General features: G+C 59.6%; 23 protein-coding genes and 1 pseudogene. 15 read left to right on the top strand and 9 right to left on the bottom strand.

The features are described from left to right. Positions 1-19 precede the first annotated feature (19 nt). The 3 genes from relA (at position 20) to ACYZTS_RS14155 (ending at position 3792) form a co-directional block, all read left to right on the top strand. Positions 20-2263: a GTP diphosphokinase gene (gene relA, locus ACYZTS_RS14145; protein ID WP_461989946.1), complete on the top strand. Its 2244-nt coding sequence runs from the start codon at positions 20-22 to the stop codon at positions 2261-2263. A gap of 124 nt (positions 2264-2387) precedes the next feature. Further along, a complete protein-coding gene (mazG, locus tag ACYZTS_RS14150) occupies positions 2388-3221 on the top strand; it encodes a nucleoside triphosphate pyrophosphohydrolase (RefSeq protein ID WP_461989948.1) in 834 nt (277 codons plus the stop codon). 28 nt (positions 3222-3249) lie between these two features. Further along, positions 3250-3792: a DUF2058 domain-containing protein gene (locus ACYZTS_RS14155; RefSeq protein WP_028622821.1), complete on the top strand. Its 543-nt coding sequence runs from the start codon at positions 3250-3252 to the stop codon at positions 3790-3792. Positions 3793-3932: 140 nt separating this feature from the next. Here ACYZTS_RS14155 and ACYZTS_RS14160 read toward each other — a convergent pair whose 3' ends face one another. The 6 genes from ACYZTS_RS14160 to ACYZTS_RS14185 form a co-directional block, all read right to left on the bottom strand. Then, on the bottom strand, positions 3933-4154 hold the full coding sequence (locus ACYZTS_RS14160) for a hypothetical protein (protein ID WP_461989950.1): 222 nt from the start codon (positions 4152-4154) through the stop codon (positions 3933-3935). A 444-nt stretch (positions 4155-4598) separates the two neighbouring features. Beyond that, positions 4599-5819 (bottom strand): beta-ketoacyl-ACP synthase I, encoded by a 1221-nt coding sequence (gene fabB / locus ACYZTS_RS14165; protein ID WP_461989952.1) that lies wholly within the window; start codon positions 5817-5819, stop codon positions 4599-4601. A gap of 11 nt (positions 5820-5830) precedes the next feature. Next, positions 5831-6346 (bottom strand): 3-hydroxyacyl-[acyl-carrier-protein] dehydratase FabA, encoded by a 516-nt coding sequence (gene fabA, locus ACYZTS_RS14170; RefSeq protein ID WP_017127984.1) that lies wholly within the window; start codon positions 6344-6346, stop codon positions 5831-5833. 246 nt (positions 6347-6592) lie between these two features. After that, positions 6593-8494: an ATP-binding protein gene (locus tag ACYZTS_RS14175; RefSeq protein WP_461989954.1), complete on the bottom strand. Its 1902-nt coding sequence runs from the start codon at positions 8492-8494 to the stop codon at positions 6593-6595. Beyond that, positions 8491-9423: an ABC transporter substrate-binding protein gene (locus ACYZTS_RS14180; protein ID WP_028622825.1), complete on the bottom strand. Its 933-nt coding sequence runs from the start codon at positions 9421-9423 to the stop codon at positions 8491-8493. Before ACYZTS_RS14180 ends, ACYZTS_RS14175 begins: the two co-directional genes overlap by 4 nt. A 1-nt stretch (position 9424) precedes the next feature. Next, the gene (locus ACYZTS_RS14185) at positions 9425-11548 is read right to left on the bottom strand and encodes a TonB-dependent receptor plug domain-containing protein (protein WP_461989957.1); all 2124 of its coding nucleotides are present in this window, start codon (positions 11546-11548) and stop codon (positions 9425-9427) included. Positions 11549-11744: 196 nt separating this feature from the next. Here ACYZTS_RS14185 and ACYZTS_RS14190 point away from each other — a divergent pair, with 196 nt between their 5' ends. The 5 genes from ACYZTS_RS14190 (at position 11745) to ACYZTS_RS14210 (ending at position 15966) form a co-directional block, all read left to right on the top strand. Further along, the gene (locus ACYZTS_RS14190) at positions 11745-12770 is read left to right on the top strand and encodes an NAD(P)H-dependent glycerol-3-phosphate dehydrogenase (protein ID WP_461989959.1); all 1026 of its coding nucleotides are present in this window, start codon (positions 11745-11747) and stop codon (positions 12768-12770) included. A gap of 31 nt (positions 12771-12801) precedes the next feature. Beyond that, positions 12802-13149, top strand: coding sequence for a DUF4389 domain-containing protein (locus ACYZTS_RS14195; RefSeq protein WP_461989961.1), 348 nt, complete (start codon positions 12802-12804; stop codon positions 13147-13149). Then, positions 13146-13604: a phosphohistidine phosphatase SixA gene (gene sixA, locus ACYZTS_RS14200; protein WP_461989962.1), complete on the top strand. Its 459-nt coding sequence runs from the start codon at positions 13146-13148 to the stop codon at positions 13602-13604. The genes ACYZTS_RS14195 and sixA overlap by 4 nt, the downstream gene beginning before the upstream one ends. 218 nt (positions 13605-13822) lie before the next feature. Beyond that, the gene (locus tag ACYZTS_RS14205) at positions 13823-15490 is read left to right on the top strand and encodes an AMP-binding protein (RefSeq protein WP_461989964.1); all 1668 of its coding nucleotides are present in this window, start codon (positions 13823-13825) and stop codon (positions 15488-15490) included. A 32-nt stretch (positions 15491-15522) separates the two neighbouring features. Further along, positions 15523-15966, top strand: coding sequence for a hotdog fold thioesterase (locus ACYZTS_RS14210; RefSeq protein WP_461989966.1), 444 nt, complete (start codon positions 15523-15525; stop codon positions 15964-15966). 60 nt (positions 15967-16026) lie between these two features. Here the strand turns inward: ACYZTS_RS14210 and ACYZTS_RS14215 are convergent, their stop codons facing one another. Continuing rightward, positions 16027-18954 (bottom strand): RHS repeat-associated core domain-containing protein, encoded by a 2928-nt coding sequence (locus ACYZTS_RS14215; protein WP_461989967.1) that lies wholly within the window; start codon positions 18952-18954, stop codon positions 16027-16029. A gap of 188 nt (positions 18955-19142) precedes the next feature. Here ACYZTS_RS14215 and ACYZTS_RS14220 point away from each other — a divergent pair, with 188 nt between their 5' ends. From ACYZTS_RS14220 to pyrF, 6 genes and pseudogenes are all read left to right on the top strand, one after another. After that, positions 19143-19949 carry an alpha/beta fold hydrolase gene (locus tag ACYZTS_RS14220; RefSeq protein ID WP_461989969.1) on the top strand — a complete coding sequence of 269 codons (807 nt, stop codon included), beginning with the start codon at positions 19143-19145 and terminating at the stop codon, positions 19947-19949. Continuing rightward, a complete protein-coding gene (locus ACYZTS_RS14225; RefSeq protein WP_461989971.1) occupies positions 19946-20797 on the top strand; it encodes an alpha/beta hydrolase in 852 nt (283 codons plus the stop codon). Before ACYZTS_RS14220 ends, ACYZTS_RS14225 begins: the two co-directional genes overlap by 4 nt. Positions 20798-20847: 50 nt before the next feature. After that, positions 20848-20964 (top strand): annotated as a pseudogene (locus tag ACYZTS_RS14230) (thioredoxin domain-containing protein); the annotation flags it as partial. A 101-nt stretch (positions 20965-21065) separates the two neighbouring features. Beyond that, positions 21066-21872, top strand: coding sequence for a DUF4892 domain-containing protein (locus tag ACYZTS_RS14235; RefSeq protein ID WP_461996441.1), 807 nt, complete (start codon positions 21066-21068; stop codon positions 21870-21872). A 67-nt stretch (positions 21873-21939) separates the two neighbouring features. Further along, positions 21940-22995, top strand: coding sequence for an AI-2E family transporter (locus tag ACYZTS_RS14240; protein WP_028622837.1), 1056 nt, complete (start codon positions 21940-21942; stop codon positions 22993-22995). A gap of 134 nt (positions 22996-23129) precedes the next feature. Continuing rightward, positions 23130-23828, top strand: coding sequence for an orotidine-5'-phosphate decarboxylase (gene pyrF / locus ACYZTS_RS14245; protein WP_461996443.1), 699 nt, complete (start codon positions 23130-23132; stop codon positions 23826-23828). A 63-nt stretch (positions 23829-23891) separates the two neighbouring features. On the opposite strand, the gene ACYZTS_RS14250 is transcribed toward pyrF, so the two are convergent. Further along, positions 23892-24896 (bottom strand): NADP-dependent oxidoreductase, encoded by a 1005-nt coding sequence (locus tag ACYZTS_RS14250; protein WP_461989973.1) that lies wholly within the window; start codon positions 24894-24896, stop codon positions 23892-23894. Beyond that, on the bottom strand, positions 24893-25030 hold the full coding sequence (locus ACYZTS_RS14255) for a hypothetical protein (protein WP_461989975.1): 138 nt from the start codon (positions 25028-25030) through the stop codon (positions 24893-24895). The genes ACYZTS_RS14250 and ACYZTS_RS14255 overlap by 4 nt, the downstream gene beginning before the upstream one ends. Positions 25031-25128: 98 nt before the next feature. Here ACYZTS_RS14255 and ACYZTS_RS14260 point away from each other — a divergent pair, with 98 nt between their 5' ends. After that, positions 25129-25890 (top strand): SDR family oxidoreductase, encoded by a 762-nt coding sequence (locus ACYZTS_RS14260; RefSeq protein WP_461989977.1) that lies wholly within the window; start codon positions 25129-25131, stop codon positions 25888-25890. Positions 25891-26046 lie beyond the last annotated feature (156 nt).

Genomic DNA, 26046 nt, shown 5'->3' on the forward strand with positions numbered 1-26046 from the left:
GTAGGGAAGGTAAAGCAAGATGGTACAGGTGAGAGCACACCAGCCGATCAACACCGACGGCAGTATCAATCTCGAGGCTTGGCTCGATCATGCGGTCAGTGTCGATCTGGCACTGGATCGCGAAGCCTTGAAAGACGCGTGCGAATTCGCCCGCGTGTCCGAACAACAGGCCAATGCGGCGAAGAATCTGTGGTCTGAAGGGACATCAAGCTTCCGCACCGGCCTTGAGATCGCCGAGATTCTCGCCGACCTCAAACTGGATCAGGATTCGCTGGTAGCCGCGGTCCTGTACCGCGGCGTGCGCGAGGGCCAGATCGATCTGCCGGTGGTGAGCCAGCGATTTGGTCCGGTGGTCGCCAAACTGATTGACGGCGTACTGCGCATGGCGGCCATCAGCGCCAGCCTGAGCCCGCGCCAGTCCATGGTGCTGGGCACCCAGGGCCAAGTCGAAAACCTGCGCAAAATGCTCGTTGCCATGGTCGATGACGTTCGCGTCGCGCTGATCAAACTGGCTGAGCGAACCTGCGCGATCCGCGCGGTGAAAACCGCCGACGATGAAAAGCGCAACCGTGTGGCCCGCGAGGTGTTCGACATCTATGCGCCACTCGCGCACCGTCTCGGCATCGGCCATATCAAATGGGAACTGGAAGACCTGTCTTTCCGTTACCTCGAGCCTGATCAGTACAAACAGATCGCCAACCTGCTGCACGAGCGGCGTCTGGATCGCGAGCGCTTCATTGCCGATGTGATGAGCCAGCTGAAGATTGAACTGCAGGCTACCGGCGTTGATGCCGACATCAGCGGCCGGGCCAAACACATTTATTCGATCTGGCGCAAAATGCAGCGCAAGGGCCTGGCATTCAGCCAGATCTACGACGTTCGCGCCGTGCGTGTGCTGGTTCCGGAAATGCGCGACTGCTATACCGCGCTCGGCATCGTCCACACACTCTGGCGGCACATCCCGAAAGAATTCGACGACTACATCGCCAACCCGAAAGAGAACGGATACCGCTCGTTACACACTGCGGTGATCGGGCCTGAAGGCAAGGTGCTGGAAGTGCAGATTCGCACTCACTCGATGCACGAAGAGGCCGAGCTGGGCGTTTGTGCGCACTGGCGCTACAAAGGCACCGACGTCAAATCCGGTTCGAATCACTACGAAGAGAAAATTTCCTGGCTGCGTCAGGTCCTCGAGTGGCATGAAGAGTTGGGTGATATTGGTGGTCTGGCTGAACAGTTGCGCGTCGATATCGAACCGGATCGCGTGTACATCTTCACCCCGGACGGTCACGCCATCGACCTGCCGAAAGGCTCGACACCGCTGGACTTCGCCTACCGCGTGCACACCGAGATCGGTCACAACTGCCGTGGCGCGAAGATCAACGGGCGCATCGTGCCGCTCAACTACAGCCTGCAAACCGGCGAGCAGGTCGAGATCATCACCAGCAAGCACGGTACGCCGAGCCGCGACTGGCTGAACCCCAATCTTGGCTACATCACCACGTCGCGGGCGCGGGCGAAGATCGTTCACTGGTTCAAATTGCAGGCCCGTGATCAGAACGTCGCGGCCGGTAAAACCTTGCTTGAGCGGGAACTGAGTCGCCTCGGTCTGCCGGCGGTGGACTACGAGAAACTGGCCGAAAAGGCCAACATGAAGACCGCCGAGGACATGTACGCTGCGTTGGGCGCCGGGGATTTGCGACTCGCGCAACTGGTGAACCTTGCGCAACAACTGGTCGAGCCGGAGCGCGGCAACGAACAGCTGGAACTGATCCCGCGCAAGGCCACTGGCTACAAACCAGGCAAGCGTGGCGACATTCAGATTCAAGGCGTGGGCAACCTGATGACGCAGATGGCCGGCTGCTGCCAGCCGTTGCCGGGCGATGCCATCGTCGGCTACATCACCCAGGGCCGCGGCGTGAGCATTCACCGGCAGGATTGCGCCTCGGTGCTGCAACTGGGCGGGCGCGAGCCGGAGCGGATCATCCAGGTCAGCTGGGGTCCGGTGCCGGTGCTCACTTACCCGGTGGACATCATCATCCGCGCCTACGACCGTTCCGGTCTGCTGCGTGATGTGTCGCAAGTGCTGCTCAACGAGCGGATCAACGTACTGGCGGTCAACACCCGTTCGAACAAAGAGGACAACACTGCGTTGATGTCCCTGACGATCGAAATTCCGGGGCTGGATGCATTGGGACGGTTGCTCGGGCGGATTTCCCAGTTGCCGAACATCATCGAAACACGGCGTAACCGTACGCCGTGATGGGTAGATCTGTAGGAGCTGCCGAAGGCTGCGATCTTTTGATCCTGGCTACCGGCAGCGCCACAAAAAAGATCGCAGCCTCAGGCAGCTCCTACAAAAAGCCTGCGTTTGAATGGGATTGTTGATGTACAGCCTTGAAGACTTATTGCACCTGATGTCACGCCTGCGCGACCCGCAGTTCGGTTGCCCGTGGGACATCAAGCAAACCTACGCCACCATCGTCCCGCACACCCTTGAAGAAGCCTACGAAGTGGCCGACGCCATCGAGCGCGGCGACTTTGAACACTTGCAAGGCGAATTGGGCGACTTGCTGTTTCAGGTGATTTATTACAGTCAGCTTGCCCGGGAAGAAGGCCGTTTCGAATTTGCCAGCGTGATCGACAGCATTACCCGCAAGCTGATCCGGCGTCATCCTCACGTGTTCCCGACGGGCGATCTGTACGCGCCGCTGGACGTTCCGCGCCTGACTGAGGAACAGGTCAAGCAGCGCTGGGAGGAGATCAAGGCGCAAGAGCGCGCCGAAAATTCCACCACGCCGCAACAGCTGTCCTTGCTGGATGACGTACCCGCCGCCTTGCCGGCCCTGTCACGCTCGGCGAAGTTGCAGAAGCGCGCCGGTCAGGTCGGTTTCGACTGGCCCGACGCTTTGCCGGTGCTGGACAAGGTTCGCGAAGAGCTTGATGAAATACTGGAAGCCATGGCCGACAACGACCCGGTAGCGATTGCCGATGAAGTCGGCGATCTGCTGTTTTCCGTGGTCAACCTGGCGCGCCATCTGAAGGTCGATCCGGAGTCGGCGCTGCGGGGCGCCAACAACAAGTTCGACAGACGCTTCCGTTTTATCGAACAGGCATTGCGCGACACCGGTCGTCCCATGGAAGATTGCACCCTCGAAGAGTTGGACGCCCTGTGGGGTGAAGCCAAACGTCAGGAAAAGAATTTGCCCAGCTGCGGTTGAGCAGTTGCCTAAGTGAGAAATAAGCACCATGAGCATTTCCCTTCGCGACCAGTTACTCAAAGCAGGGCTGGTCAACCAGAAGCAGGCCAAACAGGTCGGCAAAGACAAGCAGAAACAGCAACGCCTGGCCCACAAAGGCCAGATCGAACTCGATGACACACAGCAGCGTGCCGCTCAGGAAGCCATGGCCGAGAAGGTCAAGCGCGACCAGGAGCTGAACCGCCAGCAGGTGGAGAAGGCCGAAGCCAAGGCTCGGGCCGCGCAGGTCAAGCAGTTGATCGAAGCCTCGCGGTTACCGAAGCTGACGACAGAGGATTACTACAACTTTGTCGACGACAAGAAGGTCAAGCGTATTTCCGTCAACACGCTGATGCGCAACAAGCTCAGCAGCGGTTCGCTGGCCATCGTGCACCATGCCGGCGGCTACGAAGTGATTCCCCGTGAGGCGGCCCTGAAGATTCAGGAGCGCGATCCGCAGCGCATTGTGCAGATGAATGTGCAGACGGAAGAAGTTGCCGTCGAAGACGATCCATACGCGGCTTACCAGATCCCTGACGATTTGATGTGGTAAACCTTTGTGGCGAGCGAGCTTGCTCGCGCCGGGTTGCGTAGCGGCCCTGGAAATCTGGCAGTAATTGCCGATTTTTGTGAGTGCGACGCGCTGGAGCGCCAGCCCGGTCAAGCGGGAGCAAGCTCCCTCGCCACAAGCGCTCACGCATTGGTCGTTGTTACTGCTGTGGTCGCTAAAACGCTGTTCTGTTGCCGCTGCTGTTCCAGTGTTTCCAGTTCGGCCCGGTAATTGTGGGCGTCAGTTTCGGAATGAAACATCCCGACCAGCATGTCCTGCTGGTGCACATCCCAGATCCGCACACCGGCGGCTACGCCTTCGTGGGACATGTGTGAATCGTCGCGTTCAGTTACTTTCACAGTCATCTGCTTGCTCCAATCTCGGTTACCTGCACCCAGGCGTGTGCAGGCCTCTTTTATATGATTGGTTAGCTTGCTTAGTAAATGGCTGGATTCTGAAAGGGTTTTGTGCAAAATCCGCAGCAGACCTGCAGCCCACGGAATCCGCAACATCCAGTCGCAGGGCCGATAGTTTCATGACAAAAGCTTCATGTTCACGAAGAACAAAACTGCAGGTTGCGCACGACTTGTAGCAGCTGGCAGAGCCTGCGTTCGGCGACGCAGTTGTCGTAAATTCGGTGTATGCGGTCTGCCTGTTTCATCGAAGTAGCTGATTTCACGACGACTGCGTCGCCGAACGCAGGCTTCGCCAGCTGCTACGGGAGCTGAGGTGAATTCATTTTCTCAAGGCACAAAAAAACGCCCCGAACCAGTCGGGGCATTTTTATGTGCAGCGGAGCAGGGCGGTATTTACTTGCCCGACCAGCGTTTCAGAACCAGCGTCGCGTTGGTGCCACCAAAACCGAAGCTGTTGCTCATCACGGTGTTGATGGCGGCGTCTTCGCGAGTTTTGGTCAGGATCGGCATGTCAGCCACTTCCGGGTCCAGCTCGTCGATGTTGGCGGAACCCGCCATGAAGTTGCCTTCCATCATCAGCATGCAATAGATCGCTTCGTGAACACCGGCGGCGCCCAGAGAGTGACCCGACAGGCTCTTGGTGGAGCTGATCGCCGGAGCCTTGTCGCCAAACACTTCACGCACACCTTTCATCTCCGCGACATCGCCGACCGGGGTCGACGTGCCGTGGGTGTTGAGGTAGTCGATCGGTGCGTCGACGGTGGACATGGCCATCTGCATGCAGCGGATGGCGCCTTCGCCGCTTGGCGCGACCATGTCGTAGCCGTCGGAGGTCGCGCCGTAGCCAACGATCTCTGCGTAGATTTTCGCGCCGCGGGCGAGAGCGTGTTCCAGCTCTTCAACCACGACCATGCCGCCACCGCCGGCAATGACAAAACCGTCACGCTTGGCGTCGTAGGCACGGGAGGCTTTTTCCGGGGTTTCGTTGTACTGGCTGGACAGTGCACCCATGGCGTCGAACAGGAACGACTGGCTCCAATGCTCTTCTTCACCGCCGCCGGCGAATACGATGTCCTGCTTGCCCATCTGGATCTGTTCCATGGCGGTACCGATGCAGTGAGCACTGGTGGCGCAGGCAGAAGCAATGGAGTAATTCAGGCCCTTGATCTTGAACGGCGTGGCAAGGCAAGCGGAAACGGTGCTGCTCATGGTCCGCGTTACGCGGTATGGGCCAACGCGCTTCACGCCTTTCTCGCGCAGGATGTCCAGCGCTTCCATCTGGTTCAGCGTGGAAGCACCACCAGAACCGGCAATCAGGCCGGTGCGCGGGTTGGAGACCTGCTCATCAGTCAGACCGGAGTCAGTGATGGCATCTTTCATGGCCAGGTAGGCGTAAGCCGCCGCGTGGCCGACGAAGCGATAGATCTTGCGATCGATCAGCTCTTCGAGGGGAAGGTCGATGGAGCCGGAAACCTGGCTACGCAGACCCATTTCAGCATATTCCGGGTTGAACCGGATGCCAGGGCGACTTGCACGCAGGTTAGCGGAGACGGTCTCTTTGTCATTGCCCAGGCACGAAACGATGCCCAGACCAGTGATAACGACGCGGCGCATGCGGATAACCCTTAGAAGTTGTCAGTGGAGGTGAAAACGCCGACCCGGAGGCCTTCGGCGGTGTAGATCTCGCGACCGTCAACCGTCACCGAACCGTCAGCGATTGCGAGGTTCAGCTTGCCTTTGAGGACGCGCTTGATCTGAATGTTATACGTAACTTTCTTGGCGGTAGGGAGGACCTGACCAAAGAACTTCACTTCGCCCGAACCCAGCGCACGGCCGCGGCCCGGCAGGCCTTGCCAGCCCAGGAAGAAACCGACCAGTTGCCACATGGCATCCAGACCGAGGCAGCCCGGCATCACCGGATCACCTTCGAAGTGACAGGCGAAGAACCACAGGTCCGGAGTGATATCCAGCTCGGCGACCAACTCACCTTTGCCGTACTTGCCGCCTTCTTCGCTGATATGGGTGATGCGATCCACCATCAACATGTTCGGGGCGGGCAGTTGCGCGTTACCTGGGCCGAACAGCTCACCGCGACTGCAGCGCAGCAGGTCTTCCCGAGTAAAGGCGTTTTGTTTGGTCATGCGAGCTCCTCAATAGTCCCATGCGGCAGGTGGGGCAAATCTTCCCGACCTTCGAAGCGTTCATGCCTCGAGTCGGCAGCCTACTCATAGACTATTGCGTTGTGGTGAAAGTCACAGCGCCAAGGACATGAATGTACACTTGTGCACTGAAATTTTTATTCAAGCCCCTTTTCGGGCCCGATCGGGTGCCTAAGACTGCCGCACTTTCGCTTCTCACGCCAGTCGCAGATGGGCGAAAGGCCTTTGCTACTGCACCCATCGCTGCAAAATCTGTTGCAGATCGGCTCGTTTGAACGGCTTCGCCAGGTAATCGTTCATTCCTGCCGATAAACAGGCCTCGCGGTCGCCCTGCAGGGCATTGGCGGTCAGGGCGATGATCGGCACGTCAGTACAGCCGGGCAATTGGCGAATCTGGCGAGTGGCCTCGTAGCCATCAATGATCGGCAGCCGACAGTCCATCAGAATCGCTTCAAATATAAGACTTTCGGCACTGCGTACGGCCTGAGCGCCATCGGTTGCCACGCTCACAGTAAAGCCCAGACTGCGCAACATTGCCTCGATGACAGTCTGGTTGACCGGGTTATCTTCCACCAGCAGCACATTGCGTCCGGCACCGTCGCCGTTTGTTGAGGACGAACGCGGAGCCGATACCGTCGGCATCTGTTTAGAGAGCGCCAGCGGTATTTCCAGCGTGAACACCGAGCCAAGCCCTTCATCGCTCTGCGCGCGCAAAGTACCGCCCATGCGTTCGGCCAGCGTACGGGCGATCGGTAAGCCGAGACCAGTGCCGCCATAGCGCCGTGAAATCGAACTGTCGGCTTGTTGAAACGCGTCGAACATCAGTTCCAGGTTCTCGGCCGGCATACCGATGCCGCTGTCACGCACGGTGCAGGTAAACCACAGCAATTCGTGATCCAGCGATTGCCACTGCGGCTCGATGCTGACGCGGCCTTGCTCGGTGAACTTCAGCGCATTGCCGACCAGGTTGACCAGGATTTGCCGGATCCGCGTCGGATCGCCCTGTACCTGCAAGGCGCGCATGTCCTGTGGGATCGACAGCGCGAGATCAAGCCCGCGCTGCGCGGCACTGTGCTGAAACGACTGCACGCAGTTGCTGATCAGGTCCATGAGATTGAATGGAATATGCTCGAGCTCCAGTTCCGAACGCTCGATGCGCGAGAAGTCGAGAATGTCGTTGATCACCTTGAGCAGGTGTTCTGTGGACTCCGAGGCCAGCGCCGCGTACTCGACCTGTTCGTCGGTCATCTCGGTGGTTTCGAGCAACTGCAACATGCCCAGCACGCCATTCATAGGCGTGCGCAGCTCGTGGCTCATCATCGCGAGGAATTCGGATTTGGCGTTGTTGGCTTTTTCCGCTTCTTCGCGGGTCTGGATTAACTGTGCCATCGCCTGATGCTGTTCACGGCTGGCCTGCTCAAGCCCTTGGGCAAGATTATTGATGTGCTGCGACAACGCGCCGAGCTCGGCGTCGTCAACGATCGGCAGCGGCGTCTTGTAGTCGCCCAACTGGATTGCCTTGACCGCGTCGCCAATGTCGCGGATCGGTTTCGACAGGCTGCTCGCCAGGCGTCGTGCAATGAGAAATGTAAACAGCAAGGCGCACAATGCGAGCACGGCGGCCTTGAGGAGGATTTCCTGCTGACGTTTGTTGAACGCGTCGCTCGACAGACCGACAATCACCCGGCCCAGATAATCTTCGGCGGGCGCTGTGCCGGTGGCTTTGGTGTTCTGGAAAAAATCATTGTTGAGCGCGATTCGCTGCAACCTGACCGGCGCCTGAAACACCTCGACCTGACGGGAGCGGGAGTGGCTTTCCGACGGGTGCTCGACGTACACAAGAATCCGGTCGGAGCTGTCCTGAACCTCGAGGAATCGCACATTGGGCGTGGCCAGCGTTGCCTTGAGCAGACTTTCCAGCACGTCGTTATTGCCCGAAATCACCCCGTACTCCGTCGCCGGGGCCAACTGGTTAGCGATCAACTGGCCGGTATGGTTGAGCTCCTGACGCAGGTCCTGAATTCGCACGAAGGTAAAAAAACTGATCAACAGCAAGGTTACCAACAGGGCCGGGCCGAGGCTGATGATCTGGGTGCGGGTGTTGATGTCCCAGCGACGACGGAAGGTCATGGGCGGCTTTCTCCTTCGGCCAACAGTGATGCGACAGATGCTTCATCCATCTGTTCCATACCTAATGAGCGGGCGACTTGCGGATTACCTGAGACCTTGAAGCGGTGCGGGTAGTGCGTGCGCGGCCAGTTCGCGGGCGGGCGGTCGAGCAAGGTGTCGAGAATCGCCAGCCAGTCGCTCTGGTCGCTGTAGGTACTGGCCAGACTGCCGGCCTTGACGAATGCGGCGTTGGGACCGATCAACGCCGTTTGCCGTGCATAGCTGGTCAGCAGCAGGTTCTTGGCAGTTTTCGGGTTGTACAGGTCGGGATCGTCGAGGCCCAGCAACACGTCGCTGTTTTTCAGCAGGTGTTGCAGCGGCCGGCTGTCACTGGTGTCGTCCCAGCGTTCGCTGACAATCTCCAGGCCCAGAGGCTGCGCGGCCTGGCGCAGTTCCTTGAGGAGAAACTCGCTGTGGTCGTCGTAAAGTACGCCAATGCGTTTGGCCTCCGGCAAGAGGATGCGCGACAGGCGCAGTTGTCGCCCAAGTGGCGGGTCACTCCAGAGCAGGCTCAAGCGTGATGGCACGGTCGAACCCAAACGCTTTTGAGCTTGCAAGCGACTGATGCGCAGCACCAGGGTCGGCGGACCTTCAACGTCTTGCAGGCGCCAGTCGAGACTCGGCAGGTCCAGCAGAATCAAACGGGTGGCGTTGGGCAATTTGCCGGGCGCCGGCAGGCTGGCCAACGGCTGGAAGCGAACGGTGTCCGCCGGACGCAATTCACCCAGTGCCGAGGCGAACGCGTGCATGCCGGGGCTGTCCTCGGTGCCGGTCAACAGAATGTCGGCCGCATTGGCCGACACACTGCCGAACAGACCGAAAATCAACAGGCACACCCCGGCCAGCAGGCGGCCAAGGAATGGCGTCTTCCGTGACTGAGGTTGCGGCATCCTAGAACGACAGCTCCGCGCTGAGGTAAATCACTCGTCGCTCATCGTAGCGATTATCGATGAAAGTCATGGGCTGGCGGTCCAGCCGCTCTTGAAGCACGCCCGCCAGCTCCAGGTCGGCGTGGCCCAATGCGATGTGTTTGGCGATGCGCGTATCGATCCGCTCGAAGCGATAGCCGTTGAGCGCATCGTCGCCATAATAGAAGAGGGCGCTGCTCCAGCCATGGCCCCAGTCACGCAGCCAACCGGCAGAACCGCTGTTGCGTGCGGTCTGTTGCGCATCCAGCGGATTGCTCGCCTCGGCATCGACATAGGCGTAGGTCAGGCGTAAGCGGTCGGCGCGACTGAGGCGCCAGTCGAGTTGGGTCTCCGCGCCATTGAAGCGCGAGCTGTTGGCATTACTGGCGATGTACTGATTGTTGCGCAGCGGCTCGCTGATCATGCCCGTGATTTCGTCATGGAATACCTTCACGTCCACCGCCAGCCCAAGTCCGGCGAAGTAACCGTTGTAACCCAATTCGCGAGAGCGCATGTGTTCCTGATCGAGATCGCCAGGACCACGGGTCCTGACGAAATAGCGCGCGCTGTTCTGGCCGTAAGCGCCGGGCCTCAAATTGGTCACCCGATAGCTCCAGTTGACGTTGTTCTCGAACATGTCCGGCGAACGTATCGCCTCGGAATACACCGCGCGCAATCCGTGGCGCGGAGTGATCAGGTAGTTGATCGCAACTCGCGGTGTCAACGAACTGCCGATCAACTGAGTGTCTTCGAACATCGCGCCGCCCTGCAGCAACCAGTGTTCACTGGCGCGCCACTCGAACTGCCCAAATGCTCGCCAGGTGGTGTCATCAAGTGTGCCGTTGAAGTAAGTCTCGGAATCGGCCCGGTCGTAACGATAGTTCAAACCGCTGACCAGACGCAGGCTGTCTGACAGGCTGAGGGTGTCCTGCAGTTCGAGGTCGTAGCGCGATTCCCGCACACTTTGGTCGATATCGCCGCACAAGGTCTGGCTGGCGCCGTTGCGCCACTGCCCCAACGCCTTACTGGCCAGGGTTTGCTCGGTCGCCGTACCTGCTGGCGCGCCGGGGCCGACGAAGCGCTCGATGTTGCGCGCCAGGCGTTCGGTGTAGTTCGGATTGAGCTGCCAAAGCTCGGCCAACTGTGGGCTGAACGACACTTCGGCGTCGCAGGCGCGCCAGGTTTGCTGACGGTCCCAGTGCTGGGCCGAGCCTTGGATATAAAGGCTGTGGTCGGGGTTGAGGTCGAGATTCCAGCGCAAGGAGCCCGCGTAATCCTTGGCCGTGACGTCAGAATTTTTCCCGGCGGCGGTAATCCCCGAGAACACCGGACGGTAAGTGTAGGGGCATTGATTGGCACCGTCCTTGGCACTCAATTGCCAGTCGATGCTTTGCTGCTCATCCAGCACCTGGCTGACGGCAAGGCTGAAGCGATTCAAGCGGCGACTGTCGCGGTAATCGGCGCCGCTGCGGTCCGAATCGAAACCATCATCCTCCTGCCCGGACAGTGACAGGCGCAAGTCGCCGCTGTCCCAACCCAGGCCCTGACTGGCATAGAAATCATTGATGCCGCGTTGGCCGCGAGTGACTTTCATGCGCGTGCCATGGCTGTCAGCCGGGTGGCGGGTGATAATGTTGACCACCGCCATCAGCGCGTTGGCGCCGTAGCTGACGGTATTTGGCCCGCGAAAAACTTCCACGCGCTCGATGTCTTCCATCGCCACCGGGATGTCGCTCCAGTCCACCGTGGCCAGGCCGGCGCGGTAGACCGAGCGGCCATCGATCAGCACTTGCATGCGCCGCGCTTCACTGGCGTTTGTGCCGTGGTAATTCACGGCCGGCTGATTGCCGTTGATATTGCCGACCATCATGCCCGGCACCAGGCGCAGCAATTCGCTGATATCGCGGGCGCCGCTGGCCGTGATCAGCTCGTTGTCGATCACCGTCATGCTCCCCGGAACCGCCGCCGGCGACTGTTTCAGTCGGGTGGCGGTCAGCACTTGCGGCAGCGGCTGGCTGTCGAGGAACAGATCGTCTGCCTGTAACGACGGGCTGAGGATCAGCGCCAGAAACAGCGGCAAACGGGATGATGGAGAAGCAAAAGACACGACACAGCCTTGAAAGTGAATAATTGGCGCGCATGTTAACCGAGCCGGTCGTGTTTTCCAGTGAAGGTGCCGGCATTTGCCTTGGTTTTGTTGGTCTTCTTGCTACATAAGCCGGTAATTGTTCAGGGGGGTGGTCGCCGTTGGGACGCTCCGTATAATGCCGGCATCGCCACTGGTATGGATTAACGGATTGCATATGACTGAACAGCGCCCGATTGCGGTCCTGGGAGGCGGAAGTTTTGGTACCGCCGTGGCCAATCTACTGGCCGAGAATGGCCATCAGGTCCGACAGTGGATGCGTGATCCCGAGCAGGCCGAGGCCATTCGGGTCAATCGCGAAAATCCGCGTTACCTCAAGGGCATCAAGATTTTGCCGGCGGTCGAGCCCGTGACCGACCTGCTCGCCACGCTGGAAAGCTGCGATTTGTGTTTCGTCGCGTTGCCATCCAGCGCGCTGCGTTCGGTGCTCGCGCCCCATGCCGAGCGCTTGAGTGGCAAGTTGCTGGTGAGCCTGACCAAAGGCATCGAAGCCGACACCTTCAAACTGATGAGCCAGATCCTCGAAGAGATCGCCCCGCAAGCGCGTATAGGCGTGTTGTCTGGGCCGAATCTGGCCCGGGAAATTGCCGAGCATGCGCTGACGGCCACAGTGGTCGCCAGTGAAGACGAAGCGCTTTGCCAACGGGTTCAGGAAGCGTTGCACGGCAAGACGTTCCGCGTTTACGCCAGTTCCGATCGTTTCGGCGTGGAACTGGGTGGGGCGCTGAAAAACGTCTACGCGATCATTGCCGGCATGGCGGTGGCGCTGGGCATGGGCGAAAACACCAAAAGCATGCTGATCACCCGTGCGCTGGCGGAGATGACCCGGTTTGCCGTCAACCAGGGCGCCAACCCGATGACCTTCCTTGGCCTGGCAGGTGTGGGCGACTTGATCGTGACCTGTTCGTCGGCAAAAAGTCGCAATTATCAGGTCGGCTTTGCCCTCGGTCAGGGCTTGAGTCTGGAAGAGTCGGTAACGCGCTTGGGTGAAGTCGCCGAAGGCGTGAACACGTTGAAAGTGCTGAAAGCCAAAGCCCAGGAAGTCGGTGTGTACATGCCGCTTGTCGCCGGACTGCACGCGATCCTGTTCGAAGGGCGCACGCTGGATCAAGTGATCGGTCTGTTGATGCGCGGCGAACCGAAAACCGACGTCGATTTTATCTCCACCAGTGGTTTCAACTGACCACGTTTTTAAAGCAGGCAGGGAATTTCACATGAACGATCCGAAAACAGAAGCCAGGTACGAATCCATCCTGCTGCGGGTGTTGTGGATGATCGTCTACGTGCTGGTCTGGCAAGTCGCGCAGTTCATCCTCGGTGCGGTGGTGCTGGTCCAGTTGATCTATCGTTTGATATACGGCGCCCCCAGCGAAAGCCTGATGAATTTTGGCGACAGCCTGAGCCAGTTCCTGGCGCAAATCGGTCGTTTTGGCAGCTTCCACAGCGACCATAAGCCTTGGCCATTCGCCGATTGGCCGACGCCGCGGACGCCGGAAGGTGAAGCACCGCACGTTGTTTCGCCGGCGCCGCACCCGGCCCGGGATGAGGAGCCGAAACTATGAAACTCTGGGTATTGCGTCACGGGGAAGCTGAACCCCACGGCACGCGGCCTGACTCTGAGCGGGCGTTGACTGCGCATGGCAACGAAGAAGTGTTGCGGATTGCCGCCGAACTGGTGGGCCAACCGATCACCGCTATCTACGCCAGCCCGTTCAGGCGAGCACAGCAGACCGCGGAAATCGTCAAGCAAGCATTGGGTTTCGCGCCGGACATTTGCACCGTTGAGTGGCTCACCCCCGACAATCGCCCGCAAGCGGTGGCCGAGCAATTAGTCTCGGTAGATTACGCATTGCTGGTGAGCCATAACCCGTTGGTGGGCAACCTGCTCGGTTACCTTCAGCACGGCCACGTGCAGGATCCGGAAGCGGTGAAAACTGCGGGCCTGGCCGAATTGGAAGGCGACCTTCCACTGGCGGGCGGCATGAAACTCAACAGCATCAAACACCCCAGTAACTGAAGACAACCGAATCCCTGTGGGAGCGTGGCTTGCCCGCGATGGCTTCACCTCGGTCTAACGTGTACACCGCGGTGCTGCTATCTCGTGCAATTCGGATCGCTGCACCGCAGCGCTCCCACAGGTTCGTCGGTGTTGCAGGTTTTTGTATTAAATAGTCAACCAAGCAACCGCTTGGTTGACTACGCTTGCTCCAGACCAAAAAAACAGGAGCGAGTCGTATGTCTGCCGCTTTTCGCCTGCCACTGGACGTGTTTTACGAGCGTGAGTCCCGCCATCCACGCCAGCGCTACCTGGTGCAGCCGATCGGCGCTGGCCAGGTCGAGACGCTGACCTGGGCGGACGTCGGACACCAGGCCCGTTGCGCTGCGCACTGGTTGCGTGCGCGGGAACTGCCGCAAGGCAGCCACATCGCCCTGATCTCGAAAAATTGCGCTCACTGGATCATCGCCGACCTGGCGATCTGGATGGCCGGGCACGTGTCGGTGCCGTTGTACCCAAACCTCACGGCTGAATCCGTCGCGCAAGTGCTCGAACATTCCGAAGCCGCGCTGGCCTTTATCGGCAAACTGGACGACTGGCCTGGCATGTCCCGCGGAGTCAGTCCGACGCTGCCAACCATCAGCCTGCCATTGCATCCACCCGGTACATTCGATTTCAGCTGGGATGACCTGCAAACGAGCTCACCGATCCAGGATGATCCCAAACCGTCCGCCGACCAGTTGGCAACCATCATTTACACCTCCGGCACCACCGGCATCCCCAAAGGCGTGATGCACAGCTTCGGCAATCTGGGTTTCGCCACCACTCGCGGCACGCAACTGTTTGGTCTCAATGAAACGGATCGATTGCTGTCGTACCTGCCGCTATGCCATGTCGCTGAGCGAATGTTCGTTGAGCTGGCATCGATCTACACCGGGCAAACCGTGTTTTTTGCCGAGAGCCTCGACACCTTTCTCACCGATTTGCAGCGTGCGCGCCCGACTGCGCTGTTCGGCGTGCCGCGTATCTGGACCAAGTTCCAGATGGGGGTGTACAGCAAGATCCCGGCAAAACGTCTCGATTTTCTGCTTGGCTTGCCCTTCATCGGCAAGCGAGTCGGGCACAAAGTGCTCGCGGGGCTGGGGCTGGACGCTCTGCGCGTAGCCCTCTCTGGTGCGGCGCCAGTGCCACAGACATTGCTGCTGTGGTATCGCAAGCTTGGGCTGGACGTGCTTGAGGTGTACGGCATGACCGAGAGCTGCGGGTATTCCCACATTGGCCGGCCCGGCGATCATAAACCCGGCTGGATCGGCAAGCCGTGCCCGGACGTGGACGTACGCATCGATGATTCAGGCGAGGTCATGGTGCGCAGCGGTGCGACCATGCTTGGCTACTACAAGGAACCGGAAAAAACTGCCGACACGATTACCGCAGACGGCTTCCTGCGTACCGGCGACAAAGGCGAACAAGACGCCCAGGGCTACTTGCGCCTGACCGGGCGCCTGAAGGAGATCTTCAAGACCAGCAAAGGCAAGTACGTCGCTCCGGCACCGATTGAAAATCGCCTGGCCGTGCATTCCCGGATCGAACAGGTCTGCGTGGTGGGCGACGGGTTGAGCGCGCCACTGGGCCTGTGCGTGCTCTCGGCGGTCGGCCAGCAAGACGCGGTCGGCACGGCGCGTGCGGGCCTGCATACAAGCCTGGAAAAACTTCTGGAGGAGGTAAATGGCGCGCTCGACAAACACGAGCGCTTGCGTCGGCTGATCGTGGTCAAAGACAGCTGGGCCGTGGAAAACGGCTTCCTGACGCCAACCTTGAAGATCAAACGCAATATGATCGAAGCCGCTTATGGCGCCCGGTTTGAAGAATGGAGCGAGCGCAGTGAGGCTGTGCTGTGGCAGGATTGAGTGACCGATAAAAAACAACAAAGGATGTCAGCATGAGTCTGTGGCGTACCACTCCGAATATCGAACAACTGAACGCGATTCAGAAAAACACCATCGGCGAAGTGCTGGATATCCGCTTCGAATCCTTCGATGAAGAGTCCCTGACGGCGAGCATGGTCATTGACCATCGCACTCATCAGCCATACGGACTGCTGCACGGTGGCGCTTCGGTGGTGCTGGCCGAATCGGTCGGTTCGATGGCCAGTTATCTGTGCATCGATGCTAGCAAGTTTTACTGCGTCGGCCTGGAAATCAACGCCAACCACCTGCGCGGGCTGCGCAGCGGGCGCGTCACAGCGGTGGCCCGGCCGATTCATATCGGGCGCACCACGCATGTCTGGGATATTCGCCTGACCAGTGATGAGGGCAAGGCCAGTTGTGTCTCGCGGCTGACCATGGCGGTGGTACCGCTGGGGGAGACCCCGCCACCTCGTTGAACGATGCTGGCGCGCCGGTCACTCAACCCGCCGGTCGCTGCGCAGGTGAATGCGAGACCTTTAAATGGACTTTCTACGGGTTATCGTCACGGAAACTGTATCTGTCAAAGTGCTACTCTGCGTTGAGAGTGAATTTTCAATGTCTGAAACCGGGGGCGTCGTATTCTTGATGAAACCTTTTTTCATCTGATTGGCGACCAGTGGGCGAAACTCGGTGAAAAAGCCCATCGCCCCGGTGAGGGCTCCCCGTGCCAAACCATTAATATTGGTCGGAACCAGTCCGACCATTACACGGTTGATTGATCCGCCCACTGAACGTGTGGCACTTGCTTGAAAGATGCCTGCCCAGCTATTCGGCATGCCTGCTCTAGTGTTATCGACGTAATCGGTTTTATCGGAAGGATAGGGCCTTAGCCAACTCTCCAGAAAACCGTCCGCCGCTTCTGCCACCGGGCTCAGAATACCGTTGACGACCGCGGGCAAAAATGAGCTGAGGGCGCCTATGCCAGCTCGAATCCCGGCATAGCCAACCGATGCCTTGGCCATTGTCTTGAATTTATCGAAAACAGTGGCGGATGAACTGTACTGAATCTCGCCACCCACCGTGAACGAATCCATCGCAAATTGATAAGCTAACCCGCCCATTACAGAGGCTATGCGGCCGATGGCGTCGCGATGCACATCTGGGTCGGTGCCAGTCGGTGGGACTCCTTGCTCGCTTGTCAGTGCCGGCGTGGCAAATCCGACTGATGTGATCGCCACGATTGTTACGACAAGTGCCGAGTGGAGGCTCAGACTTTTTGCGAGCCCATAACTGGTGTAACCCGCAGCCCCGCCTTCAAGGACTGCGGCCAGGCTTTGCAGAGTGAAGTTGGATTCGTGAGTGGGGTTGATTTGTTCAAGCGCAGTACGAACCGCCAACTGCACCCCAAAGCTGAGAGCCGCCGCCGCACCTCTGTGCATGGCAGTCGCTGATGCAGCGTTGATACGATTGGGGTCGACCTCCACCAGCCCTTGCAGGTCGACGTAACGCATTGGATTACCATCGACCATTGCATACAGATTCAACCCTGCGGCCACCCCCGCAGGATCCGCACTCAACCAGCGCTGACACCACGGCGCGTAATACCGGAACCCGTAGTAATACAGCCCGGTAGCGTCCCGTTCCTGCCCTGAGTAGCGAAGCGTCTTGTAATCAGCTTCCAACCGGCTGCGCCCGGCCCACCAGCAAGTACCGCCGTACGGGTAGAAGCTTTCCCGGGAGATCAGCCGGGCGGCTGCGTCCAGTTCGAGGGTGCTTGAGTTCAAGTGATCGGTGAAGCTGTAGCGCTGCTGGTCCTGGGCAATGTCCAAGTCAGGTTTCTTTTCCCAGTGCAAAATCTGCACCGTGCCGCGCCCGGCCTTGACCGTGATGACATGCAAAACTTCGTCGGTACCGCTGCGAATTTCCAGGCCCGGCAAGTAGCGGGTTTCGTGGGTGCGCGTCAACGTGCCGGTGTAGTTCTGGCGGATTTTTCTCAGGCGTTGACCGCTGCCGTCGTAGCAGTAGAGCTCGGTGTCATCGGGTTCGTCCTGGCGAATGACCTGGCTAACCTGACGCAACTGATTACGCAAGTCCCATTGCAAACGCTGCCCGGGTTGTAGCCAGGTGCGGTTGCCATTGGCATCATGACCTGCCGCGATTTCTGCTTCGTCCGGCAACTCGCCGTTGGGCCTTTGCGGCAGGGAGCGGTTACTGATTTGGGCGATGGCCGTGCGCTCGGTACGGTTCGTTTCACCCGCCTGGTGGTGCATGGACAGCAAGTTACCTGCCTCATCATAAGTGTAAATTCTGCTGTAATTTTCCAGTTGCCCGGGGTCGGGTACTGACTGAAACTCGGGCAATTGCGGGCCGCCGGGCGCATTGCGCAACTGCCGGCCGCTGGCTTCGATCAATCGATAGAGACTGTCGTATGCATAACGGTTGATCGTTTCGATGCGCTGGTTGCGATGAAAGTGAACGGGATTGGCTGCATCTGTCAGGCTGGTGATATTGCCCGCCGGGTCGTAAACATAACTCAGGTTTTGCAGCGCAGGCTGCCCCGGCAGACCCGCTGTCAGTTGCTCCAGTCGGCCATTTTCAGGGCTGAATGTCGCGCTCGATATCACGCCGTTTCCCGCGCGTTGCCGTTCGACCAGGCCCAGGGCGTTGTATTGGATTTCACTCAGCAGTGGCGTTGTCTCGGTGCTGTCGGCCAGTCTCAGTCCAACGGCTTTCAACTGCGCTGCGCAGGTATGACTGGAAATTTGCACGTTGCCTTGTGCATCGATCTGTTCGATCGGCTCCCCTGCAGCATTACAGTGGATGCGCGTAAGTGCCGGTTGATCCTCAAGGAAACCATCCCGTTCGGTTTCATCTTTCGGCCAGTCGACCGGCCATTGCGGATCGTTGATAAAGGTCCGGCTGTGTTCCAGTGGGATGCCGGCCAGCCCGAACTGGAGAAAGTGCAGAGTGCCTGCTGTGTCATCCTGCCTGATTAAACGACCGCGGCGGTTCTGGTTGTCATCGGTGTTGGCATCCGCATAGGCAAAGCGGGCGATGCAGCGCTCGGGTTCGCAGTGGGCATTCTCGAAGACGGCAACCGGACGGCGCAGGCTGTCATAAAGGGTTCGGCTGTGGCCGAGCTTCCGATCCCAACCCTCAACGCCAGTCCCGTCCTCACTCAATAATCCCAAGCGCCAACCGGCATCATTGTTATCCGACAGCAGCAGGGCGCCGCCAAGGCTGTGCACGTTGATCTGGCTGGCAGCGATGTTGCCCTTGCGATGCAGCAAAAACAGCCGCGGGTCGCGATTGAGTACCGCGCGACCGACGACGTCGTGGGTCTGCTGAGTCACGTAGCTGTCCGGGACAGCCGCCGCTCGGTCGCGCCGGTGGTACGCGACGCCGCGCACGCTCAACCGCCGAGGGTCGATCGCGGCAATGGCGGGCGTGTTGACGTTGATCATGGCAAACGATTCCGGCGCTGGCGACCGTGTTGTTATCTACGTCGCCGAGGGTCACGGTCAACTGTCACAAATGACAGTGGCGACCATAGCCATGGCGCGACTGTCATCATTCCTGGCAGTTACGGTCATTGCACAGCGCGTCTGCCATGCGGACAATCGGGCTTTGTTTCACGAATGGAATGGCCGGTATGTCGCAGCAGATTTTCTTCGCCCACGCCAACGGTTTTCCCTCCGGGACCTACGGCAAGCTGTTCGCGGCGCTGGCGCCCGAGTATCAAGTGACGCATCTGGAGCAGCATGCTCACGACCCGCGCTTCCCGGCCGACGACAACTGGCACAATTTGGTGGACGAGCTGATCCATCATCTTGAGCAGCAGACGCAGCCAGTATGGGGTGTCGGCCATTCCCTCGGCGGCGTGCTGCACCTGCATGCGGCATTGCGTTGTCCGCAGCTGTATCGCGGCGTGGTGATGCTCGACTCACCGGTGCTGACCCGTACCGATCAGTGGGTGATCCGCGCGGCCAAGCGTTTTGGTTTTATCGATCGCCTGACGCCGGCCGGGCGCACCTTGGGTCGTCGTGAAGAATTCACCGATCTTGAGTCTGCGCGAACCTATTTCGCTGCAAAGACGTTGTTTCGTGGTTTCGATCCGGAATGCTTCGATGCCTATCTGCAACACGGTCTGCACAAGGTCGGCGACACGCTGCGGCTGCGCTTCGACCCGGCCACGGAAATCAGCATTTACCGGGGCGTGCCGCATACCAGTCCGGGGCGCGCACGCCAGCTGCAGGTGCCGCTCGCCGTGGTGCGCGGGCACAAAAGCCGCGTTGTCATGCGCCATCACACCAGTGCCGTTGGCCGCATGCCGTTGGGTGAATCCCTGACCATGCCCGGTGGCCATATGTTTCCACTCGAGCGTCCACAGGAAACGGCGACCTTGCTGAAAAACCTGTTCAATCGCTGGGATGCGCGCCGACAGAAGGATTGCGCATGAACGGCGTGGAAGAAGTCCGTCTGAATTTGCCGCACATTGAGTTGGCAGCACACCTGTCAGGTCCCGAAAACGGTTTGCCGGTGATCGCTCTGCATGGCTGGCTGGACAATGCCAACAGCTTTGCCCGATTGGCGCCGAAGCTCGACGGGCTGCGCATCATCGCGCTGGATATGGCGGGTCACGGCCATTCCGGGCATCGACCGACCGGTGCCGGGTACGCCATGTGGGACTACGCCCATGACGTACTGCAAGTGGCCGAGCAACTGGGCTTGAAACGCTTCGCGTTGATGGGGCACTCCATGGGCGCCATCGTGTCGTTGATCATTGCCGGCTCTCTGCCGGAACGCGTCACGCATCTGGCCTTGATCGACGGCGTGATTCCTCCTACAGACAAAGGCGAAAACGCTGCCGAGCGCATGGGCATGGCCCTGCAAGCGCAACTGGACCTGCGGGAGAAGCGCAAACCGGTCTACGCCACGCTGGACCGTGCCATCGAAGCGCGCATGAAAGGTCTGGTGGCGGTCAGTCGCGAAGCGGCCGAGCTGCTGGCTCAGCGGGGTCTGATGCCGGTGCCGGGCGGTTACACCTGGCGCACCGATAACCGTCTGACGCTGCCTTCGCCCCTGCGTCTTACCAGCGAGCAGGCGATGGCTTTCGTAGAACGTGTCAGTTGCCCGGCCACTCTTGTGGTCGCGGCAGACGGCATGCTCGCCAGACATTCCGAGTTGCTCGACCGGTTGCCCTTCAGCCGGGAACAGCTGCCCGGCGGCCATCATTTGCACCTGAATGATGACCCGGGCGCCGACCTTGTCGCAGACTGTTTCAATCGCTTCTTCGCTGTTCCTTGACTTGAGCGAGGCAACTGTCGAGGCTGGGCGGGTTGAAATGGGAGACAACCATGATAGATCTCTATACCGCTGCGACCCCGAATGGCCACAAGGTCTCTATCGTGCTCGAGGAACTCGGCCTGCCCCACACAGTGCATGCCCGCAGTTTCGACATAAAGGAAAACAGATACCTCAAGACGGTGCAGCGAGCATTGCCGATGCCGAAACGCATCGATGACGCCCGCGCCGTCAAAGGTGCCCAGGCCATGTTGATCCGATGAACCTGCCTATGCGATTTCTCGGTGTAATGGCTTTGTGCAGTTTAAGTCCTCTCCTGTTTGCTGCCGATGTGCCCGGCAGTCAGGACCTGCCCATCGTGCCGCGTATGGCCGATGCGCAAATTGTCGACTATCGCCCCGCGGCTGAGATCGAGCGCATCTACCCTTTGGGTTCGATTCGCAAGATCAGCGGCCAGCTACGGTTCGACGCAGAGGTCAGCGCCCGCGGTCAGGCGACGTCGGTGACTTACGAGCTACCGCCGGAGCATTCTTCAAATGCGGCATTCACGGCTGCTCGCGAAGCACTGCAAGAGCAAGGCGCAGAGCTGTTGTTCTGGTGTCAGGCGCGTGATTGTGGCGAGAGCAGCCTTTGGGCCAACGATGTGTTCAGCAACGCCAAACTGTACGGCGCCGATGATCAGCAAGCCTATCTGCTGCTGAGGCTGGCTGCGCCGCAGGACAACACGCTGGTCGCGCTTTACGGCATCACTCGCGGCAATCGCAAAGCCTATCTGCATGTCGAACAGTTCGACGCCGCAGCGCCGCTGGGCGATCTGCTGCCGACCTCCGCAACGTTGCTGCGCCAGCTCAAAAGTACCGGCGAGCTTAATTTCCCCAAATTGACCCAGGCGCCGGATGAAATCTGGCTGCGCTTGCTCTCGCGCGGTCTGAATCTGGACACCAGCTTGCGGGTGGCGGTTTCCGGGCCAAATGCCGAAGCCTGGCGTCAGGCCTTGATGGGGCAGGGCGTGCGGGCAGCTCGAATGGAGACAGGCAGTGTCGAAGGCTCTGGCTTGCGCATCGAGCTGTTGCGTTAAGCTGTAGCAGGCGAACACGCCAGCCGTGTTCGTCCACTCCTTCTGACTGACTTTTTTCGAGAACCGGATGATCAATAACGATCGGCTGTTGGTGCAAATCCTGCTCCTGGTGCTGTTTGGCGCGAGCTTCTGGGTGATGGCGCCGTTCTGGTCGGCGATGTTCTGGGGGGCGGTGCTGGCGTTTGCCAGTTGGCCGCTGATGCGCTTGCTCACCCGGTGGCTCAATGGCCGGGAGGCCCTGGCGGCAGCGCTGCTGACCATGGGCTGGATGATTTTGGTGGCGGCGCCGTTGGTCTGGCTGGGTTTCAACCTGGCCGACCATGTACGCGATGCCACGGCCTTCATCAAGGACGTGCAGGTTGACGGACTGCCCGAGGCACCCACCTGGCTGGGCGGTATTCCGCTGGTCGGGGAGCGGATCGTCGGTCTCTGGAACAGCATCGATCAGCAAGGCGCAGCGATGATGGTCTCGCTCAAACCTTATCTGGGACAGGTCGGGAACTGGCTGCTGGCGCGTAGCGCACAAATTGGCGGCGGCATACTCGAGCTGACGCTGAGCATCGTTTTCGTGTTCTTCTTTTACCGCGACGGGCCGCGATTGGCCGCGTTCGTCCATAGCCTGCTGCAGCGATTGATTGGTGATCGCGCCGGGTATTACATCGAACTGGTTGCTGGCACCGTGCAGCGGGTGGTGAACGGGGTGATCGGCACTGCCGCCGCCCAGGCCGTTCTGGCGCTGATCGGCTTCCTGATTGCCGGTGTTCCGGGAGCGTTGGTACTGGGTATCGTCACGTTCCTGCTCAGCCTGATTCCGATGGGCCCACCGCTGGTGTGGATCCCGGCCACGGCGTGGCTGGCCTGGAAGGGTGATTATGGTTTGGCGATATTTCTCGGGTGCTGGGGCATGTTCATCATCAGCGGTGTCGACAACGTGCTCAAGCCATACCTCATCAGTCGCGGCGGCAATCTGCCGTTGGTGATCGTGTTGCTTGGGGTGTTTGGCGGGCTGATCGCCTTCGGTTTCATCGGTCTGTTCATTGGGCCAACGTTGCTGGCCGTGGCATACAGCCTGCTGACCGACTGGAGCAAGAGCCAGGCGCGAGTTGACGATCGCCGCCCCTGAGGGATGAAACTCGACACAGTCGGCGCTAGGTCTAGTCTTGGTGGGGCGCCGACGATTCACCGATCATCGGGTCCCGCAGTCGCGCTGGTTCCGCTACAATGCGCGCCGATTTCATCCTGCCTGAGAGCCCGCACATGTCCGTCTGCCAGACTCCTATCATCGTCGCCCTGGATTACCCCACCCGTGACGCCGCACTGAAGCTGGCCGACCAGTTGGACCCAAAATTATGCCGGGTCAAAGTGGGTAAGGAACTGTTCACCAGCTGCGCATCGGAAATCGTCGGCACCCTGCGTGACAAGGGCTTCGAAGTATTCCTGGATCTCAAGTTTCACGACATCCCGAACACCACCGCCATGGCGGTAAAGGCGGCGGCGGAGATGGGTGTGTGGATGGTCAATGTGCATTGCTCCGGCGGTTTGCGCATGATGGCTGCCTGCCGGGAAGTGCTCGACCAGCGTAGTGGCCCCAAACCGCTGCTGATTGGTGTGACCGTGCTGACCAGCATGGAACGCGAAGACCTGGCCGGTATCGGTCTGGATATCGAGCCGCAGGAGCAGGTGCTGCGTCTCGCAGCCCTGGCAGAAAAGGCCGGGATGGATGGTCTGGTATGTTCGGCGCTGGAAGCCCAGGCGTTGAAGGCTGCGCATCCGTCGCTGCAACTGGTGACGCCGGGGATTCGTCCGGCGGGCAGCGCGCAGGATGATCAGCGGCGCATACTAACCCCGCGTCAGGCACTGGACGCCGGTTCCGACTATCTGGTAATCGGGCGTCCGATCAGTCAGGCGGCAGATCCGGCCAAGGCACTGGCGAACGTTGTGGCTGAACTGGCCTGATCAGCCACTGAAGCAATGTGGGAGCGCGCTCCCACATGTATATGATCGAACTTCAATCCCTCGTCAGACCTTCAACACCAGCTTGCCGAAATTCTCGCCGCTGAACAATTTCATCAGCGTCTCCGGGAACGTCTGCAGACCTTCGACGATATCTTCCTTGCTCTTGAGCTGACCCTTGGCCATCCAGCCGGCCATTTCCTGCCCGGCTGCGGCGAATTGTGCGGCGTAGTCCATCACCACGAAGCCTTCCATCCGCGCCCGATTGACCAACAGCGACAGATAATTGGCCGGACCCTTGACCGCTTCCTTGTTGTTGTACTGGCTGATGGCGCCGCAAATCACCACGCGTGCTTTCATGTTCAGACGGCTCAACACCGCGTCGAGGATATCGCCGCCGACGTTGTCGAAATACACGTCGACGCCTTTGGGGCATTCACGTTTCAGACCGGCGTGAACGTCCTCGCTTTTGTAATCGATGGCGCCGTCAAAGCCCAGTTCGTCGATCAGGAATTTGCATTTGTCCGCGCCGCCAGCAATGCCGACCACGCGGCAACCCTTGATTTTGGCGATCTGCCCGGCAATGCTGCCGACCGCACCGGCTGCGCCCGAGAGCACCACGGTGTCGCCTTCTTTCGGCGCGCCAACATCAAGCAGCGCGAAATAAGCGGTCATTCCGGTCATGCCCAGCGCCGACAAATAGCGCGGCAGCGGCGCCAGGTTTGGATCTACCTTGTAAAAGCCACGGGGCTCGCCGAGAAAGTAATCCTGCACCCCGAGCGCGCCGTTGACGTAGTCGCCGACCGCGAACCCTGGATTGTTCGAAGCGACGACTTTGCCTACGCCTAGGGCGCGCATTACTTCGCCAAGGCCAACCGGCGGAATGTAGGACTTGCCCTCGTTCATCCAGCCACGCATCGCCGGGTCCAGGGACAGGTATTCATTCTTGACCAGAATCTGCCCGGCGCCCGGTTCGCCGACCGGTACTTCCTGATAGGTGAACGTCTCGCGGGTGGCTGCGCCGACGGGACGTTTGGCGAGCAGGAACTGGCGATTGATCGGGTTTGTCATGACAGGCGCTCAAGATGAATGAAGCTTTGTTGATAGCCGTTAAGGGGCGATGCTGCAAGTCCGGCTGATGCGGCGAATGCAGCTTTATCCAGTGCAGTGATGATGGTACGGATCGTTCCATCACTGCCGCTCATGGTTGGCCAACCGGCCTTCTGATAGTGCTGCCGCGCGACGGGTACGTGTGCCTAGACTGAGACCTGTACGCTAAACATCTCCGTTTGAGGATAACCACATGAGCATGACGTTTTCCGGTCAGGTCGCCGTAGTGACTGGCGCCGCCAATGGCATCGGTCGCGCGACCGCCCAGGCATTTGCCGCCGAGGGATTGAAGGTGGTTGTGGCTGATCTCGACACGGCCGGTGGCGAAGGCACGGTCGCGCTGATTCGTACGGCGGGCGGAGAAGCCACTTTCGTGCGCTGCGACGTTACTCTGGAAAGCGATGTGAAAAGTCTGATGGACGAAGTAGTAAATACCTACGGCCGTCTGGACTATGCCTTCAACAATGCCGGCATCGAAATTGAAAAGGGCAAACTGGCTGACGGCACCCTCGACGAATTCGACGCCATCATGGGCGTCAACGTCAAAGGTGTCTGGCTGTGCATGAAGTATCAGCTGCCATTATTGCTGGCCCAAGGCGGTGGCGCCATCGTTAATACCGCATCGGTGGCCGGCCTCGGAGCCGCGCCGAAAATGAGCATTTACGCCGCCTCCAAACACGCAGTGATCGGTCTGACCAAATCGGCAGCCATCGAATACGCCAAGAAAAAAATCCGCGTCAATGCGGTATGCCCGGCAGTCATCGACACTGACATGTTCCGTCGTGCCTATGAGGCCGACCCGAAAAAAGGCGAGTTTGCCAACGCGATGCATCCAGTGGGCCGGATCGGCAAGGTCGAAGAAATTGCCGGCGCAGTGCTGTACCTGTGCAGCGATGCGGCAGCGTTTACCACGGGTCATTCGCTGGCGGTGGATGGCGGAGTCACGGCGTTCTGATACCGTCGATCAAACTGTAGAAAAACCTGCAAACGTGCGGGTTTTTTTTGTCCCTGAAAACATGGGGATTGTGTGTCAAATGGTTAGAAGTCCGCGTTTTGTCGGCGTTGTCGCACAGCCCGCCGACCGCGCTTGTGATTAACTGTTTTGCGCCAA

The organism is Pseudomonas sp. TMB3-21 (assembly GCF_054898145.1).

Coding starts and splice junctions, on each gene's coding strand:
- relA (WP_461989946.1), top strand. CDS start 20: ATGGTACAGGTGAGAGCACACCAGCCGATCAACACCGACGGCAGTATC.
- mazG (WP_461989948.1), top strand. CDS start 2,388: ATGTACAGCCTTGAAGACTTATTGCACCTGATGTCACGCCTGCGCGAC.
- ACYZTS_RS14155 (WP_028622821.1), top strand. CDS start 3,250: ATGAGCATTTCCCTTCGCGACCAGTTACTCAAAGCAGGGCTGGTCAAC.
- ACYZTS_RS14160 (WP_461989950.1), bottom strand. CDS start 4,154: ATGACTGTGAAAGTAACTGAACGCGACGATTCACACATGTCCCACGAA.
- fabB (WP_461989952.1), bottom strand. CDS start 5,819: ATGCGCCGCGTCGTTATCACTGGTCTGGGCATCGTTTCGTGCCTGGGC.
- fabA (WP_017127984.1), bottom strand. CDS start 6,346: ATGACCAAACAAAACGCCTTTACTCGGGAAGACCTGCTGCGCTGCAGT.
- ACYZTS_RS14175 (WP_461989954.1), bottom strand. CDS start 8,494: ATGACCTTCCGTCGTCGCTGGGACATCAACACCCGCACCCAGATCATC.
- ACYZTS_RS14180 (WP_028622825.1), bottom strand. CDS start 9,423: ATGCCGCAACCTCAGTCACGGAAGACGCCATTCCTTGGCCGCCTGCTG.
- ACYZTS_RS14190 (WP_461989959.1), top strand. CDS start 11,745: ATGACTGAACAGCGCCCGATTGCGGTCCTGGGAGGCGGAAGTTTTGGT.
- ACYZTS_RS14195 (WP_461989961.1), top strand. CDS start 12,802: ATGAACGATCCGAAAACAGAAGCCAGGTACGAATCCATCCTGCTGCGG.
- sixA (WP_461989962.1), top strand. CDS start 13,146: ATGAAACTCTGGGTATTGCGTCACGGGGAAGCTGAACCCCACGGCACG.
- ACYZTS_RS14205 (WP_461989964.1), top strand. CDS start 13,823: ATGTCTGCCGCTTTTCGCCTGCCACTGGACGTGTTTTACGAGCGTGAG.
- ACYZTS_RS14210 (WP_461989966.1), top strand. CDS start 15,523: ATGAGTCTGTGGCGTACCACTCCGAATATCGAACAACTGAACGCGATT.
- ACYZTS_RS14215 (WP_461989967.1), bottom strand. CDS start 18,954: ATGATCAACGTCAACACGCCCGCCATTGCCGCGATCGACCCTCGGCGG.
- ACYZTS_RS14220 (WP_461989969.1), top strand. CDS start 19,143: ATGTCGCAGCAGATTTTCTTCGCCCACGCCAACGGTTTTCCCTCCGGG.
- ACYZTS_RS14225 (WP_461989971.1), top strand. CDS start 19,946: ATGAACGGCGTGGAAGAAGTCCGTCTGAATTTGCCGCACATTGAGTTG.
- ACYZTS_RS14235 (WP_461996441.1), top strand. CDS start 21,066: ATGCGATTTCTCGGTGTAATGGCTTTGTGCAGTTTAAGTCCTCTCCTG.
- ACYZTS_RS14240 (WP_028622837.1), top strand. CDS start 21,940: ATGATCAATAACGATCGGCTGTTGGTGCAAATCCTGCTCCTGGTGCTG.
- pyrF (WP_461996443.1), top strand. CDS start 23,130: ATGTCCGTCTGCCAGACTCCTATCATCGTCGCCCTGGATTACCCCACC.
- ACYZTS_RS14250 (WP_461989973.1), bottom strand. CDS start 24,896: ATGACAAACCCGATCAATCGCCAGTTCCTGCTCGCCAAACGTCCCGTC.
- ACYZTS_RS14255 (WP_461989975.1), bottom strand. CDS start 25,030: ATGAGCGGCAGTGATGGAACGATCCGTACCATCATCACTGCACTGGAT.
- ACYZTS_RS14260 (WP_461989977.1), top strand. CDS start 25,129: ATGAGCATGACGTTTTCCGGTCAGGTCGCCGTAGTGACTGGCGCCGCC.